This window comes from Streptomyces sp. NPDC002773, assembly GCF_040295605.1.
Taxonomy (GTDB): Bacteria; Actinomycetota; Actinomycetes; order Streptomycetales; family Streptomycetaceae; genus Streptomyces.
Genome location: NZ_JBEOVO010000019.1, coordinates 116991 through 132960 on the forward strand (window position 1 = coordinate 116991; position 15970 = coordinate 132960).

15 protein-coding genes are annotated in these 15970 nt (G+C 74.1%); 3 read left to right on the plus strand and 12 right to left on the minus strand.

Features of this window, described 5'->3' with window-relative positions; translation table 11 throughout:
* Positions 1-186: 186 nt before the first annotated feature.
* Genes ABT034_RS22875 through ABT034_RS22890 form a run of 4 tightly spaced genes read right to left on the minus strand, consistent with a single transcriptional unit; the run spans position 187 to position 6012 of the window.
* Complete coding sequence (locus tag ABT034_RS22875) at positions 187-1446, minus strand: cytochrome P450 (RefSeq protein WP_351218011.1); 1260 nt, start codon at positions 1444-1446, stop codon at positions 187-189.
* On the minus strand, positions 1443-2525 hold the full coding sequence (locus tag ABT034_RS22880) for an aminomethyl transferase family protein (protein ID WP_351218013.1): 1083 nt from the start codon (positions 2523-2525) through the stop codon (positions 1443-1445). Before ABT034_RS22880 ends, ABT034_RS22875 begins: the two co-directional genes overlap by 4 nt.
* Positions 2522-3856: an SDR family oxidoreductase gene (locus ABT034_RS22885; RefSeq protein ID WP_351218015.1), complete on the minus strand. Its 1335-nt coding sequence runs from the start codon at positions 3854-3856 to the stop codon at positions 2522-2524. The genes ABT034_RS22880 and ABT034_RS22885 overlap by 4 nt, the downstream gene beginning before the upstream one ends.
* On the minus strand, positions 3853-6012 hold the full coding sequence (locus ABT034_RS22890) for an amino acid adenylation domain-containing protein (RefSeq protein ID WP_351218017.1): 2160 nt from the start codon (positions 6010-6012) through the stop codon (positions 3853-3855). Before ABT034_RS22890 ends, ABT034_RS22885 begins: the two co-directional genes overlap by 4 nt.
* A gap of 252 nt (positions 6013-6264) precedes the next feature.
* Here ABT034_RS22890 and ABT034_RS22895 point away from each other — a divergent pair, with 252 nt between their 5' ends.
* Positions 6265-7116 carry an NAD(P)-dependent oxidoreductase gene (locus tag ABT034_RS22895; protein ID WP_351218019.1) on the plus strand — a complete coding sequence of 284 codons (852 nt, stop codon included), beginning with the start codon at positions 6265-6267 and terminating at the stop codon, positions 7114-7116.
* A 300-nt stretch (positions 7117-7416) separates the two neighbouring features.
* On the opposite strand, the gene ABT034_RS22900 is transcribed toward ABT034_RS22895, so the two are convergent.
* The 8 genes from ABT034_RS22900 to ABT034_RS22935 form a co-directional block, all read right to left on the minus strand.
* Positions 7417-8109 carry a GNAT family N-acetyltransferase gene (locus tag ABT034_RS22900; protein WP_351218021.1) on the minus strand — a complete coding sequence of 231 codons (693 nt, stop codon included), beginning with the start codon at positions 8107-8109 and terminating at the stop codon, positions 7417-7419.
* Positions 8110-8112: 3 nt separating this feature from the next.
* A complete protein-coding gene (locus tag ABT034_RS22905) occupies positions 8113-8922 on the minus strand; it encodes a VOC family protein (RefSeq protein WP_351218023.1) in 810 nt (269 codons plus the stop codon).
* Between the two features lie 8 nt (positions 8923-8930).
* A complete protein-coding gene (locus ABT034_RS22910; RefSeq protein WP_351218025.1) occupies positions 8931-10457 on the minus strand; it encodes a class I adenylate-forming enzyme family protein in 1527 nt (508 codons plus the stop codon).
* A complete protein-coding gene (locus tag ABT034_RS22915; protein ID WP_351218027.1) occupies positions 10454-10891 on the minus strand; it encodes a GNAT family N-acetyltransferase in 438 nt (145 codons plus the stop codon). The genes ABT034_RS22910 and ABT034_RS22915 overlap by 4 nt, the downstream gene beginning before the upstream one ends.
* Positions 10892-10975: 84 nt before the next feature.
* Positions 10976-11221: a hypothetical protein gene (locus tag ABT034_RS22920; protein WP_351218029.1), complete on the minus strand. Its 246-nt coding sequence runs from the start codon at positions 11219-11221 to the stop codon at positions 10976-10978.
* Between the two features lie 128 nt (positions 11222-11349).
* Positions 11350-12363: an alpha/beta hydrolase gene (locus ABT034_RS22925; protein WP_351218031.1), complete on the minus strand. Its 1014-nt coding sequence runs from the start codon at positions 12361-12363 to the stop codon at positions 11350-11352.
* Positions 12353-13186, minus strand: coding sequence for a hypothetical protein (locus ABT034_RS22930; protein WP_351218033.1), 834 nt, complete (start codon positions 13184-13186; stop codon positions 12353-12355). Before ABT034_RS22930 ends, ABT034_RS22925 begins: the two co-directional genes overlap by 11 nt.
* A complete protein-coding gene (locus ABT034_RS22935; RefSeq protein ID WP_351218035.1) occupies positions 13183-13983 on the minus strand; it encodes an HpcH/HpaI aldolase family protein in 801 nt (266 codons plus the stop codon). Before ABT034_RS22935 ends, ABT034_RS22930 begins: the two co-directional genes overlap by 4 nt.
* Before the next feature lie 384 nt (positions 13984-14367).
* Between ABT034_RS22935 and ABT034_RS22940 the strand changes: the two genes are divergently transcribed.
* Together ABT034_RS22940 and ABT034_RS22945 are read left to right on the plus strand one after the other, a co-directional pair.
* Positions 14368-15570 (plus strand): hypothetical protein, encoded by a 1203-nt coding sequence (locus ABT034_RS22940; protein ID WP_351218037.1) that lies wholly within the window; start codon positions 14368-14370, stop codon positions 15568-15570.
* Positions 15571-15620: 50 nt separating this feature from the next.
* Positions 15621-15854, plus strand: coding sequence for a ferredoxin (locus tag ABT034_RS22945; RefSeq protein ID WP_351218039.1), 234 nt, complete (start codon positions 15621-15623; stop codon positions 15852-15854).
* Positions 15855-15970: the final 116 nt, after the last annotated feature.

A 15970-nucleotide genomic window follows, 5' to 3' on the forward strand; every position in this document is an offset into this window, starting at 1 on the left:
ACGGGCCGGGAGGCAACGCCCAGGCAGCGGCGTACAGCTCAGGCCGGGAGCCCTTCAACGCCCGGCCGGGGCCCGTGACGGCCCCCCCGGCCGCAGGGCGTTACGGGCCCGGGCAGGTCCCCCGTCACGGGCCCAGGCCCGGGGCCGGCTGTCCCTGCCTCAGGGGCGTACGGCCGCTGTCCGGTGTCATCGGCGCCATTCGACGGCGACCGGCAAGCGGTCGTAACCGGCCTTGAGGATGTTCGCGGCCACCCGCTCGCCGCCGAGCGCCGAGACGCCCCGCGTGGCCGAGGCCAGCGCGCGCAGGACGTGCCGGAGTTCCATCTGGGCGAGGAACCGGCCGATGCACCGGTGGGGGCCCGCCCCGAAGGCGACGTGCGGCGTCGCGCGGTCCGGGCGCATCCGGTCGGGGTCGGCGAAGACCCGCTCGTCGCGGTTGGCCGAACCGAGCAGGACCATGAGCCGCGCCCCGTCGGGAACGGCCGTCCCGCCGACCCGCTGCCCGCCCACCGCGGTGCGGAAGGTGGCCCGGACGGGGGAGGCGAGCCGCGTGCCCTCGTCGATCAGCCCGGCCAGCGTCGCCGGGTCCGCGACGAGGGCCGCCCACTCCGGCCGGTCGGCCACGGAGCCGGCCACGATGTGGGCGAGCGCGGACACGACGGTCTCGTATCCGGCCTGGAAGAGCTGGAGGACCGAGAGGATCGTCTCCTCGCGCGCGGCCTGCGAGTCCGCCGTGCGCCACGCCTCCACCAGCCCGCTTCCCGTCCCCTCCGGCAGCCCGGCGACCCGGGCGTCGAGCGCGGACGTCACCGTCCGCACGCCGGTGAGGTTGGAGAGCATCATGCCGGGGGCCGCGGCCGCCAGGGCGAGTTCGTCGCCGGGGTCGAGGGCACGTGCGGTCAGGTCGGCCCAGGCGGCGAGTGACCGCGCGGTGTCGTCGCCGAGCCCGATGACGTCCCCGATCGCCTTCGTGGCGACCGGTTTGGCGAGGTCGTCCACGACGTCGAAGGCGGGGCGGTCCCGGAGCGCACCGAGGACCCGGGGGACGTGCTCGCGGACCCCCGCCTCGACGGCGTCGAGCCGGGGCTTGCTCATCAGCCTGGCCACCATGCGGCGCAGCCGGGCGTGGCTCTCCCCGTCGCTGGAGGAGATGACGCCCCCGGCGTCGCCGGAGAACCGCAGGTTCAGCTGGAGTCCGGGCCGGCGCGGGTCGGTGAGGACCGCGTCCTTGCCGAAGGCGAGCGCCGCAGAGAAGGCGTCCGGGGCGGCGAGGACGCTCCGGACGTCCGCGTGCCGGCTCACGGCCCAGATGTCCAGGGGTGCCAGATACGCGACCGGGTCGTGGTCGCGCAGCCGCCGGTAGGCCGCGAAGGGTGCTTTGAGCAGCCGCGGGTCCATGGGGTCGAAGATGCCGATGGCGTCGATGTGCGCCTCCTGGGTCGTCACCGGGCCGCCTCTCGGGCGACGGGGACCGTGGTCACTTCGCCGTCCAGGTCCCCGTGCGGGGTGCGGACGGTCACGCCGGTTCCGAGGGGCACCTCGGGTCGGACGAACGCGAGCCCCAGGCCCCGGTGGTGGCGGGGTGAGTAGTTGCCGCTCGTGACGGTGCCCACCGGCTCGCCGGCCAGGAGGACCGCGTCCCCGGGGGAGGGCGGTCGGCGGCCGGTCATCAGGACGCTGCGCAGGATCCTCCGGCTGCCGTTCCGGTGCGCCGCGAGCAGGGCGTCGCGGCCGGTGAAGTCGGTGTCGAGGGCGACCGCGGCGGCGCAGCCGGCCTCCAGGGGGGTGATGCCGGGGCCGAGTTCGTGCCCGTGGCGCGGCACGCCGGCCTCGACGCGGTGGGTCTCCCGCATCGCCAGGCCCGCCGGTGCGGCGCCCTCGCCCAGGAGCCGGCGGTGGACGGCGCGGGCTGCGGCGGCCGGCAGGTGCAGCTCGAAGCCGGTCTGCCCGCCGAAGCGGGTGGTCGCCGCGAAGCCGGAGGCGCCTTCGATACGGGTCTCCCGCACCCGGAAGGGGCCGAGCCGGGCCGCGTCGGCGTCGAGGCCGGCCATGCGGGCCCGTGCCTCCTCCCCCTGCACGGCGAGGAGGACCCGGTCGTGCGACACGTCCGTCACCGCGCAGTCGGCGCCCACGCCGGTGGCCTGTACGGATCGCAGCGCGTCGAGCACGGCGTGAGGACGGCTCGGCGTCAGCACGAACAGCTCGTCGCGCACCCACCAGACGATCAGGTCGTCGACGACGCCGCCGTCGCTCGTGGAGAGCAGGAAGGTGTACTGGCTCCGCCCCGGACCGGCGCGGCGCAGGTCGTTGGTGAAGGTCCGCTGTACGAGTGCGAACGCGCCGGGGCCCTCCACCCGGACCGACCCGAGGTCCGAGGCGTCCCAGACGACCGCGCCGCGCCGGTGGACGCGGTACTCCTGGTAGGCGCTGGTGTACTCCAGGGGCAGCGTCCAGCCGCCGGACTCGGTCATCCGGGCCCCCAGCCGGACGTGCTCGTCGTGGAGCGGCAGACGGCGGGGGCTCATCGGTCACCGCCGAGGCCGGGGAGCGGCGCGTCGGCGGACGAACTGTGCGGCGCGGGGGCCCGGCCTGTGTCGCCTGGCACGCCGTCGGACGAGCCGTCCGGCGCGGGGACCCGGCCCGTACCGCCCGGCGCGGGGGCCCGGCCCGTACCGCCCGGCGCGGGGGCCCGGCCCGTACCGCCCGGCACGTCATCGGATGAGCCCCGCGGCGCAGGCAGTTGGCCCGTGCGTCGCCAGGCGGCGAGGGTGCTCCGCAGCAGGGCCTCGGGTTCGGGCGGCTCGGGGAAGTCCTCCGCCAGGTCGCGGCGGGCGCGGGCGGGGCGGCTCGCCGCCCGGTCGTCGAGGACCAGCCCGTCGGCGGGCAGTGCGTGGGCCACCCTGGCCAGATCCGCGTCGTCCCGCCCGGCGGTGACCGCCAGCGAGCGCCATTCGGCGTACGGCAGTTCGTCCACGGCGTATCCGGCGGCCCGCAGTGCCGCGGGCACGCTGCTCCACGGCGTGCTCCGGTCCGAGACGACGTGGTAGGCGCGGCCGAAGGAGGCGTCGCCGCCGGCCAGCCGGATCATCAGCCGCGCGACCCAGTCGACGGGACTGAGCCGGACCCGCACGTCGAGGCGCGGGGCCGCCCCCAGGGCGGCGCACATCCGGACGACCCGTTCCATCAGGTCGTCCGGGTTGGACCGGCCGGTACGGGAGTCGGCGGTGACGCGCCCCGGGCGGAGGATCACCGCCCGTACCCGCTTCTCCTGGTGCGCGACGCTGACCAGCCGGTCCGCCGACCACTTGCTCTGTCCGTAGCCGCCGGACACCGGGTCGAGGAGCTCGAACGGCTCGCCGGTGAGGCGGCGCGCGACCGCCGCCATGCTGCTCACGTGCGCGAAACGGGCGCCGCACGCCTCGGCCAGGCCGAGCAGTTCCTCCGTCGCGCGGACGTTGGGCCCGTGGAGCGCGCCGTAGGGCAGCACCATGTTGACCCGCGCGCCGCAGTGGACGATGTCGGTGACGCCGTCCCCGAGGGCCTCGAACCGCCCGTGGGGCAGGCCCAGTCGTTCCTGGGAGAGGTCGCCGGGTACGACGTCGACGCGCTCCCACTCCGCCGGGGTGATCCCTTCCGCAGGGGCGAACTCCGCCGGGGAGATCCCCTCCGCCCGGGAGGCGCCTCGCGCTTCGGTCACGCGCAGGGCGGCCCGGAGCCGGTGTGTCCGTTCGTCCGCCGTCGCTCCCCTGACCACGCACCGCACGGTCCGCCCCTGCCCGAGGAGCCGGGCGGCCAGGGCGGAACCGAGGAAGCCGGTGGCCCCGGTGAGCAGCGTGACCGGTCCGCCGCCGGTCATGCCGACGCCCGCGCGGGCTCGCCGGCATCCGCAGCACCGGAAGCGCCCCCGTGAGAGACGCCCGTGTCAGGGGCACCCGTACCGGAGGAATCCGTACCGGAAGCGATCCTCAGCGCGTACCCCCGGACGGTCGCGCCGCCCCCCGTCGGCGGGGGTACGTCCCGTCCCACCGCCCCGCCGAGCCGTGCGGCCACCTCCATCGCCGTCAGGGAGTCGCCGCCGAGTTCGTAGAAGCCGTCCTCCAGCCCGATCTCCTCGATGCGCAGCACCTCGCAGAACGCGTCGGCGACGAGCCGGTCCGTCCTGGTCCAGCGCCCGCCGCCGCCCGGGGTCTGCGCCGTGGCGGCCTGGACGGGGTGCGGCTCGGGCAGCGCGCGGACGTCCACCTTGCCGTTCGCGTTCACCGGGAACTCGCTCAGGATCGCCATCCGGGCCGGCACCCACTGCGGAGGGAACCGTTCCGCCAGCGCGGACCTGACGGCGGCCGGGCTGAGCTCCGCGCCCTCCTCATGGAGGAGGTAGGCGGCGAGGCCCGTCTGTCCGTCCGTCTCGCGCGGCAGCACCAGGGCCTCCTTGACGCCCGGCAGCATCCGCAGCACCTCCTCGACGGCGGCCGGTTCCACGCGGTGGCCGCGGATCTTCACCTGCCGGTCCGCGCGGCCGAGCACGGTGACCACACCGTCCGCGTCCATCCGGGCCAGGTCGCCGGTGCGCAGCAGCCGGGCGCCGTCCGTGCCCCAGGGGTGCGGAATCCACCGCTCGGCCGTCTGCGCGGGGCGGCGCCGGTAGCCGCGGCCGATGGACGGGCCGCCGACGAGCAGCTCCCCCACCTCGTCGACGCCGGCCAGTTCGCCGTCGCCGGCGACGATGTACGCCTCGGCGTTGTCGACCGGCCGGCCGACCGGGACCCGGGCGCCGATGTCCTCGCCGCCGGAGAGCCAGTGGCAGAAGCAGCCGTGCGTCTCGGTGAGGCCGTAGTGGTTCACCACCACGCGGTCGGGGTCGGCCGCCATCCAGCGGGCGAGTTCGCGGCTGAAGGTCAGCGGTTCGCTGCCCACCATGAGCTGGCGCGCCAGCCCGCCGTCGGGCACCTCGCGCGCCATGAGCATCCGGATGTGCGTCGGCGTCAGTTTGAGCAGGCCGCCGTCCGCGGCCGCGCAGACCTCCAGCAGCTCGTCCGTGCTCGCCTTGTCCGGGAGGATCGTCACCGGCCACCCTTCGAGCAGGGGCGTGAAGATGGTGGTGAGCGAGCCCAGGAAGAACAGGGAGGCGCTGAGGAACATCGTCTCGCCGGACCGGTGGGCGAACGCCTCGGCGCACCACAGCGCGTAGTTGACGAGTTGCCGGTGCGTGCCCTCGACGCCCTTGGGCTCGCCGGTCGTGCCCGAGGTGTAGAAGACGTAGGCGAGGTCGTCGGGGCGGGCCGGTTCGGGTACGGCGGTGGCTCCGGGCGCGGCGGCGCGCAGGTCCGTGACGGTGAGCGCCCTGCGGTCGGGACCGCCGAGGGCCCGCGCGAGGTCGTCCGTGGCGATCACGAGGGGGGCGCCGCAGTCGTCGAGTATCGCCCGGAGCTGGTCCAGGGGCTGGTCGCAGGAGAGCGGGACGTACGCGCCGCCGGCCTCCAGGACGGCGAGGATCGCGGTCAGGGCGTCCAGACCGCGCGGCAGCAGGACGGCGACGGGGACCTCGCGGCCGCAGCCCTCGGCCACCAGCACGCGTGCCCATCCGGCGCTGATGCCCAGGAGTTCGCCCCGGGTCACGTGGACCGTGCCGTGGCTGGCGGCCGGTCGCTCCGGCGGGAGGTTCCGTGCCCGGATCAGCGCGGTGACGGACAGGTCGGGCAGCTCGCGGACGGAGCCGGTGAGCGCCGCGTCGCCGGGGGCCGGGCGGCGCGGTTCCGGGGTGTCGGGACCGTCGGTGGGCGCGGGTGCCGCCGTGCCCGCACCCGCACCCGCACCCGCACCCGCACCCGCACCCGCACCCGCACCCGCCGCAACGCGCTCGACCTCCGCCAGGCACTCCGTACGTGTCCCGGTGGATCCGGTGGAATGCCAGCCGTGCGGGAGCGGACGCGCCGCGGGCCACAGGGAAAGCTGCCCCTTGCTGTTCACCACGACACTGAAGGGCAAGTCGCCGTCGTATTCCCAGAGCGTCATCTCGCCTCAACTCACGTGTTACGACGGCAGCACGGAATTGACCGCCGCCGTCAACGGATATCGATTGGAATAGGAGAAGGACCGGGCGGTCCGAATGGTCTCCGCTCCTGGTCGTCGACGGGAGCCTAGTAGATGGTTCTCGCGTCGTACAGATATGCAAGAGGCAGCGGGAAGTGGCCTGTTGTACACGGGCGGACGCACGCTAATATCCCCGGGCTCGAATGACTCACGACATTCAAAGGGGATATTTCCATGCGCGTGGGATTCATCGGTGCCGGATTGATGGGGGCGCCCATGGTGGAACGTCTGATCGCGGCGGGGCACGACGTCGTGGTCTCGTCCCGCGCTCCCGCGGCGCTGCCGGCGGAATGGCACACGGTGAGCGGCCCCGCGGCGGCGGCCGACGGCGCGGATGTCATCTGCACCGTGCTGCCCGACTCGGAGGAGGTCCGCGCGGTCGTCGTGGAGGTGCTCACGGCCGCGAAGCCCGGTGCGGTCATCGTGGAGATGACGACCCACTCCCCGGGGGTCGCGCGTGAACTCGCCGCCTTGGCCGGGGCGTTGGGCGTGGAGTACCTGGACTGCCCCGCCGGCGGCGGGATCGCGGCCGTGCGCGCGGGGGCGCTCGCGTTCTGGGCGGGCGGCTCCGACGCGGCCGTGGAGCGCGCGCGGCCGGTCCTCGCCGCGATCGGCGACCCGGACCGGCTGCGCCACTGCGGGCCCGTCGGGTCGGGTCTGGTGGTGAAGCTGCTCAACAACTACCTGGTGGCCGTCAACGCCGCCGCCTCCGGAGAGGCGCTCGCCCTGGCACGCGAGGCCGGTGTCGACGTCCGCACCGCGATCGAGGCCGTCACCTCGGGCGGCGGCGGGGCCAACGCCCAGCTCGCCAACCTGTACCCGAACCGCGTCCTGGCCGGTGACTTCGAGGCCGGCTTCAAACTCGGCTACATGGTGAAGGACCTGCGCCACGCCATCGACCTGGCGGCGGAACTGGGCGTCGACTCCCCCCTGGGGCAGGCCGCCGACGCCCGCATGACCGAAGCCGCCACCCGCTACGGAACGGAGGTCGACTTCGGCTCCGTATCCCGCCTCAGCGGCTGGTAGCGAAGGAGGGGGGCGGCGGCGGCCGGTAGTGGCGGTGGGCGTACGGCGGCGACCGGTAGCGACGACGGTTGTACGGCACCGGCCGCCGGTACGGCGAGGAGCGCGCCGCCGGCTGACGAAGGCGGGCGCGCGACCGCTGGCAGCGGCCACAGGCGTACGGCGGCCGCCGGAAACGACGACAGGAGTGCGGCGAGCGCGCAGCCGACTGCCCCCGGCGAGCTCACAGCCAGCCGCCCCACGACGGGCACGTCGCCGCAGCCAGCGGCGACGGTCGTACGGGGGCTGCCCGCCCGCGGCAGGTCACCCCGCGGAGCGGACCTCGTTCGAGTGGACGTGGACCTGGGCGTGAGCGGGGCCCTGGGCGCCCCCGCGGGCTCGGGCGCGTTCCACCTTCCCCTCCAGCAGCTTGCGGCACTCCGGCCATTCGTCGGCGGTGATCGAGAACATCGCCGAGTCGCGCAGCCTGCCGTCCTCTCCCGGCGCCCAGGACTTCGACCAGTTCCGCAGCACGCCCTCGAACCGCGCGCCGGTGCTCGCGATGGCGGCCCGGGAACGCTCGTTGCGCGCGTCCGTCTTGAGGTCGACCCGCGACACCTGCCACTCCTCGAAGGCGTGCCGGAACAGCAGGTACTTCGTCTCGGTGTTCACGCCGGTGCCCTGGGCCGACGCGGCGAGCCAGGTGAAGCCGACCTCGACGGCGAACAGCCGGTCCTCGCCGGGCCACGGGCGCGGATCCCAGAAGGCCGTGGCCCCCACCGCCCGCCCGGTCCGGAGCGAGACCTGCGCGTACGGCACGAGCCGCCCCGCCGCCGCGCGCGCGAGCTGCTCGTCGATGTAGCGGCCGATCTCGGCGGCCGTGGGCACCCAGGTGAACCCGTACGAGCTCCGCTCCTCCTCGGCGGCGGCGGCCAGGTCCTCGGCGTGACGGTGCGTCAGTGGTTCGAGCCGGACCAGCGAGCCTTCGAGAACCGGCCCCTCACCCGTGAAAACCATCGGTCATCCCATCCTTCTCGTTCGGTTCCTCGCGACGGAGAGCAGTTCGACGGGCGCCCCGCCCGGCGTCCGGATCAGGGCCATGGCCAGCCGCCGGCCGCCGACGTCCGTCTCGATCGGCTCGGCGAGCGGAGTCGCGCCCGCGGCCACCGCGCGGTCGCGGTCGGCCTCGATGGAGGTGCTGAAGACCCCCATGGACGGAAAACCGACGTCGTTCATGGCGTGGCCGGGCCCGTCCTCGCCCCGGGCGACCACGAACGCGCACTCCCCCCGCGGCCGCGGCGACGGGATCGTTCCGCATGCCGCGTCCGGACCGCGCTCCTGCCAGGAAGCGCCGGCGAACTCCGCCCAGAACGCGGCCTCTTGGATCACGTCGGGCACCGTGCAGAGTATCCCAGCGAGCCCGCCCTCCACGGAAGCGGCGTCGTACCACGCGAGGCCGCCCACGGTGGGCAGCCGGCGGCGTACCGGATCGGCCATCGGCCCGGCCCTCCGGAGCACCTCCCGCACCTCCCGCTCCCCCGCCCCCGCCGCCGCCTCCGGTGACGCGGCCGCGCCCCCGTCCGGCGGTGGGCCCCGGAACAGTGCCGCGTACGCGCTCGGCCGGCCGGACGTCCGCCGGTGCCGTACGACTTCCAGCCGGAGCCCGCCCGGGCCCGTGAGCAGGGCGAGCGGCAGCAGTGTGTCCCCGTCGTCGAGGCCCTCGAAGCCGGCCTCCAGCGCCACCTCGTCGCGGAAGACGGGCGCGAAGCCCCACGGCTCGGCCAGGGCCGTCCCGTGGTCCAGGCCGGCTTCCATGGTCAGATGCGTCACGCCGGCGATCACCGCGGGCCCGCCCCCTGGTCCTGCCACGAGCCGGCCAGGCTGCGCGGGACCCCGGGCAGCGCGTCCCAGCGGGCGACGACCGAGGGGCGCTCCAGCTTGTCCTGCCCGCCCCTCGGCAGGGGCTCGTCGGTCAGGACCACGCGGCACGGCGCCCGCTGGGTGCCGAGGGCGTCCCGGAGGTGGGCGAGGACGTCCTCGGCGGTCACGTCGCCGCCGTCCACGAGCCGTACGAGACAGCCGATGTCCTCGGTGCTGTCGGCCAGCCGCAGGGCAAGGGCAGCCGCCTCCAGGATCTGCGGGTGCGCCGACGCCGCCTCCTCCACCTCGTTGAGGTAGATGGCGTAACTCCCCTTCATCACGGCGTCCTTGCTGCGGCCGACGAGGTGGTAGTTGCCCTCCTCGTCGCGGCGGCCGATGTCGCCGGTGCGGAGCCAGCCGTCGACGAGCGACTGCGCGGTGGCGGCCTCGTTCCGGTAGTAGCCGGTGAACACCTGGGCCCCGGAGAGTTCGATCTCGCCGACCCCCTCGCCCTCGACGACCGCGCCGGAGGCGTCCCGCAGCCGTGCCTTCACCCGCTCGGGGACGCCGACGCTGCCGGTCGCGAGACCGTCCGGGCCGAGGTGGCCGAAGAAGGCCGCCGACGACGTCTCGGAGAGCCCGTACGCGTTGTACAGCGGCGTCCCGAACCGGCGCTGGAACCGTTGCTGCGTCCGGGGCGAGAGCGGGGCGCTGCCCGTGAGGCACAGCGGTGCCTCGACGCTCGTGTCCCGGCCGGCCGCGAAGCGGTTCACCAGCTCGACCAACTGCGGTACGAGGAAGGTCTGGTCGATGCCGTGGGCCTCGATCCGCGCCCAGTAGTCCCGCGCGGTCGCCACCGTCAGCTCCGGCAGGACGACGACGGTCGCCCCGAGGACCGCGCCCCAGGTGTGGTGCAGGTTGATCACCCCGGATCCGGACATGCGCATCGAGCGGGCGATCCGCCGGACCGGTCGGCCGCCGCTCAGCCGCTTCGACGCGGAGGCGTTGCCGAGCGTCCCCTCGTACAGGCGCTCGTGGGTGAAGACGATCGCCTTGGGGTCCCCGGTGCTGCCCGACGTGTAGCCGATGAACACGGCGTCGGCCGGCGCGTCGGACGGGCCGGCGGGGGCCAGCGGCGCGACGGACGGCGGGGCACCGGTCCCGCCGGCGTCGAGGGTCACGCCGAACGCCGGTGTGCTGTGTGCAAGCACCGACGACGTCATCCGGTCGCCCCACTTCTCGTCCAGGAGGACGGGCGGGCAGTCGAGCTGCCAGAGCGCCAGCAGGGTCGGCACCAGGTCGGGGTGGTCCTTCAGGACGAGCGACGTGACCTTGTGCGGTGTGACGCCCTGGTCGGTCAGCGCCTCCCGGATCTCCCCCGCCCGCACGCACAGGTCGGCCCAGGTCTGGACGGTGCCGGTGTGCGGCTCCCGCGCGTGGACGACGGCCGGATCGTCCGGCCGGGCCGCCGCGAGGTCCTCATGGCACCTGAGCAGCTCCCTCACGCCCCGGCGGCCTTCCACTCCAGGTGGTGCAGGCTGAGTTCGAAGCCGTTCCGGAGGTACGTACGGTGGGCGCGCCTGCGGTGGTAGCCGGTGTCCAGGTGGACGGCGCCGCAGTCAAGGCGGCGCGCCTCGTCCTGGACGAAGCGGAGGACCGCGCTGCCGAGTCCGGCCCCCTGGTGCTCGGCCAACGCGCCGAGGTCGTCGAGGTAGACGGCGCGGCCCCAGGCCATCGAGTGGACGATCCGGAAGCCGGCGGCCGCCCTGACCTCACCGTCCTGCTCCAGGAAGGCGATCCGGTACGCCTCGCCCTGCTGGACCTTCCAGCGCTCGACGAACTCGTCCTCCGAGGTGATGTGGGGCCGCAGTTCGCGGAACACCGGCCAGCACCGGCGTACGTCCTCCTCGTTCCGCGCGGTGTGGATCTCCCAGGTCATCGGCTCTCCTGACGTCGTGGCATCGGTTCACGGGTGGTGCGGGACGGCCGGTCGGGGGCCGGGGACGGCCGTCGCCTGCGGCGCTCACGCCTGGGCGAAGACGAAGCCGTAGGCCTTGCGCAGGGTGGAGAGCAGTTCGATCCTCAGGGTCTCGATCTCGATCTCCTCGCCGCGCTGCTCCTCCAGGAAGTCGAGGAACGCCAGGGTCCCCAGGGAGTCGAGGACTTCGGTGGCGAAGAGGTCGGTGTCCGCGTGGACGTCCACGGCCTCGGCGCCGATCTCCCCCAGGAACGTGATCGCGCTCGCCACGAATTCGTCTTCGGTCGGCACGGGAGCCCCTCTTTCGATGGTGTCGTTTTCTTCGGTGCGGTGCGGTGCGGTGTGGTGTGCAGTGCGGTGCGGTGTCGTGCGATGTGTGCGCCTTGCGGCTCGGAGCGGCCGGCCGGGGCCCGCCGCGGTCAGTTCACGGCGGTACGCAGCACCGCGTAGTGCTCGTACCGGGCCCGGTCCGACACCGCCGCCTGCCCGAGGGTGTCGAAGGCGTGGAAAGTGCCGGGGAACTGGTGGAGTTCCGTGGGGACCCCGGCCGCGGTCAGCCGGCGGGCGTAGGCGGCGCCCTCGTCCCGGAGGGGGTCGTACTCCGCCGTCATGACGTACGCCGGGGGGAGCCCGGACAGGTCCACGGCCCGCGCGGGCGCGGCGTACGCGCTGACGGCGCCGGTACGGCCGGGGCCGAGGTAGTGGTTCCACATGTGGACGCAGTTGCGGGAGTCCCAGGCCGGGGTGTCGGTGAACGCCACCATGGACGGGGTGTCCATGCGGTCGTCCGTGACCGGGTAGAGCAGCATCTGGAAGACCGGCGCGGGGATGCCCTCGTCGCGGGAGCGCAGGCACAGCGCGGCGGTCAGGGCGCCGCCGGCGCTGGAGCCGGCGACCGCGATCCGGGAGGTGTCGACGCCTTCCGCCGCGCCGGGGCCGAGCAGCCACCGGTAGACGGTCACGGAGTCGTCGAGGCCGGCGGGGTACGGGTGCTCGGGTGCGAGGCGGTAGTCGGCGGCGACCACGACGAAGCCGGTCTCCCGGCACATCTCCAGGCACCGGGGGTGCTCGAAGTCGAGGTCTCCGGAGAGGAACGCGCCTCCGTGGAGGAAGAGGACGGCGGGGCGGGCCTCGGTGACGCCGGCGGGCCGGTAGATCCGTACGGGCACCCGGCCGCCGGCACCGTCGTCGATCACCGTGTCCCGGACCCGTACCCGTGCGTCGGTCCCGGTCCACAGCCCGGCCAACCGCGCCAACCTCGTCCGCCGGGCCGCCTCACGGCGCACGGCGAGCGGGTCGGCGTGGTCGATGCGCCGGTACAGCCGGGCGGTCCGCCGGAGTGCGGGATCGATGGGATGGGCAAGGGAGGAAGGATGGGCGGGGTCGATGGGATGGGCGAGGGCCGTCGTCGCCGGGTCGTCGTCACCGTGCACGCGTGTCTCCCTTCGGGTGCGGCGGTCGCCGCTGGTCCGTCGTGGGCGGGGCCGCCCGGCCGGCGGGCGCCGGGTGGCGCAGGACGAGGACGGTGACTCCGTCAGGCCCGGCCTGCGCGGCCGCCCCGGGGGCGTGCGGCGGCTGCCAGCCGAGCGTCTCGGGGCCGTAGGAGGTCTCCGCCGATACGACGCTGCCGGCGGCGACGTAGAGGAACTGGCCGCCCTCCCCCGCCGCCGGCAGGGGCACGGTCGCCCCGGGGCCGCCGGTGAGCCGGCTGACCCGCAGGCCGTCCCGGGGGTCGTCGAGGAGCGTGACGGCTCCGTCCGAAGCGGGCGCGGCCGGCGTGCCCGCACCCTCCGTGGCGGGCGCGGCCTCGCCACCGGCCCATGGACGGCCGGTCGCGCGCGCGGAGGCGTCCGCGTGCAGGCTCCGCCCCGTGCGGCGGGCCGGCAGGAGGGCGCGGGACTCGGGCATGAACGCGGTCGTGTCGGTGGGTTCGGCCCGCAGGGTGAAGTAGCGCAGCGGCGGGTCGCCGCCGGTCAGCGGGCCGTAGACGGTGTGCGCGTCGGCGTAGTGGACGTCGAGTTCGCCGACCGGGCGGCGGCCGAACAGGGACCCCGGTGCGCCGCACAGGATCTGGAACTGGTCGACGGGGTGGAAGTGCGGCCGCAGGACGTAGTTCCGCTGCTCGACGAGGTACGCCTGAGGTCCGCTCGCGGACGCGGCGCCGCCGAAGTAGTCGACCACCCGGCTGACCCGTCCCTCGAACATCACCCGGCGCCGCACCGCCTGCCGGGGGGAGACCCACCGCGGGTGCGTCACGGCCTCCCCTGCTTCCGGAGCATGGCCACGGTGAGCGCGGTGGACTGGACGAAGGACTTGATCTCGTTGCCGATGGCGATGCAGCGGAAGCCCTCCGCCGCGTACTGGCGTGCCGCCTTAGTGCTCTGCGCGAAGATGCCGGCGGGCTTCCCCGCCGCGGCGCAGGCCGCGAGGACCGTCCGCCGCGCCTCGTCGAACTCCGGGCCGGCCGTACTGCCCGGCCGGCCGAGGTCCATGGCGAGGTCGCCGGTCCCGATGAACAGCATGTCGACGCCGTCCGTGGCGGCGATCTTCTCCGCGTTGCCCACGGCCTCGCGGCTCTCGATCTGGACCACGCACAGGACCGCGTCGTTCGCCTCCTCGAAGTACCGGGCGGAGGCGGTGAAGTACGCGCTCGCGCGGATCGGGTTGACGCCGCGCGCGCCGAGGGGCGGGTAGCGGGTGTACCTCGCGGCCTCCTCCGCCTGCTCGACCCGGTCGACCTTCGGCACCATCACGCCGCCGACGCCCAGGTCGAGGGCGTGCTCGACGGCGTGGCGGTCGAGGCTCGGCACCCGGACGATCGGCGTGACGGCCGAGCCGTTCAGCGCCTGGACCTGGTGGAGCGCGTCGGTCCTGGTCATCGGAGCGGCCTCCATGTCGATGACCGCCCAGTCGATCCCGGTGTACGCGGCGGCCTCGGCGAGCTGTGCGTTCCCGCAGACCAGGAACAGTCCATAGGCCGGGCCGTCGGCCATCGCCGCCCGGAGGCGGCCGTCCGTCCACGGAAGCGGGGGGCCTGGTACGGGACTCGTCATCGCTGCGGTCTTCTCCTGTCTGCGGTTCCGCGGTCCCTGACGCCGGAATTACCGGGCCCGGGTGGCCGCGTACAAAGAATTCGAAACCCGCACTTCCGGCGGCGGCCTTTCGAATGGGGTTTGGATCGTGCCATACCGCGGGAACGGCACACCAGCGTTCAACTGCTCCCTGCAGCCTGCCGATTCAGGGCGTTAGGATGGTCGTCGATTCGGCGCGGAGGGAATTCCCGCCGGGTCCAACCCTCCTGGTCAGAGCGGCACGGATAAAACACGTGAGCTGCCACCACCTGGCATCCGAGAGGCACAATGAATTCACCTCACCCCATGCCGATATCACCATTCGCCGGGATCGACAATGCCGTTCATCTCCGTACGGCGATCTCCATGGCACCGGACTCGAACTGTCTCAACGGGGTCCTCGAGGCCTGCCGCCGGCCGCTCGTCTACAGCCGCCACCACTGGCTCCTGTACAAGGGCGAGTACCAGGTCCGCGCGGGCCTGCGCGGCGCGCTCGAAGCGGTCGGGGAACGTGGCCCGCGGGAGTGGGACGACGACGAGGCGGACCTCGTGCTCACGTTGTTCGCGCTCGACCTCTCGGCGGTCGGCCTCGACGAACTGCTCGACCGGGCCGACTCGTCCGCCGTCCGGGCCACGCTGCTCGAACGCCACGCGCTGTACGCGGGGGTGCTCGATCCCGCGGAGGAGCCGCCGGCCGCACTGCTCGACCTCGCCCGCCGGGTGGCGGAGATGCGGCCGCTGTTCGCCGAGTCCCACGAGCCGTACTCGGTCATCGACGGTCGTGCCTGGTACCGGACGGAGGGGCTGGTCCCGCGCGGGGAGATCGACGCTGCCGTGCTCTCCGACGCCGTGGACGACGTGCTCCGTACCGAGTTCGGCGTCCCGCCGGGCGCACCGGCCGGTGACCGGCTCCGCGAGGCCACCCGGAAGGCGATCGCCAAGGACGGGGACAGCGCGGCCGTGCTCCGCGGCATCATGCGCGCCGCGCTCGCCGACCCGGCCCTGCGCGCCGACCACGTCACCGTGACCTGCCCGCTGGGCGACATGCTCGACCGGCCGCACGAGATGACCACGAGCGACGCCTTCTTCACGGAGACGCAGCTGCGGGACGGCATCGAGCTCGGCGACTACGCGGAGCGGCTCGGGCACGAGTCCGCCGACCAGCTCCAGCGCACGATCAGGGCCCGCATGCTCAAGCTCAAGCGCGGCGCGATCCGCAGCCTGTACGGCCCCGGCTGCATGCAGGGCCAGTTCGTGGAGAAACACGGCGGGCACATGGTGTTCCGCAACGAGGACGCCCACTACCGGGGCCACCAGAGCATCGGCTGTTCCAGCGGGGGCCGGGCCGCCTTCGCCCTGCGCTACCGGCAGGACGGCGACGAGCGGGAACTGACGCCCATGGTCGGCGACTTCCGCGTGGTGCGGATGAGCCACGACGAGTCGGAGACCTTCACCGCGGACGACCTGCGCCACGCCGTGCGCTACGGCGAGTGGATCCGCGCCGTCGTGGAGGAGACGTACGCCCTGGGCGCCGTGCTCCGCGCGGACCCGCCGAAGGCAGCGGCCTGACCGCCCCTCCCGCCGGGAACGCGCGGACCCTCACTCAGGAATGGATTGCGATGCGGATCTGGATCGACCAGTCGAAATGCCAGAACAGCGGGTTGTGCGAGGAAGAGGCACCGGAACTGTTCGCCATCGGCGAGGACTTCCTCGCCTATGTGCGCCAGGACGGTGCGGTCCTCGACCAGCCGGGCGGTGAGGCGAGTCAGGCAGAGGTCCCCGAGGGCCAGGAGGAGCTGGCGGAGCTCACCGCGAAGGCGTGCCCCGCCGGCTGCATCTACCTGGTCGGCTGACCGACGCCTGGTGCGCGATCTTGTGGGGGCCTCCCCTGCAGTCCAGTGAACTGGACGCAGGTCTACGACCTCAAGGAGCTCCCGGAGGAGCTCATCGTGGTCGGCTCCGGTGTCAC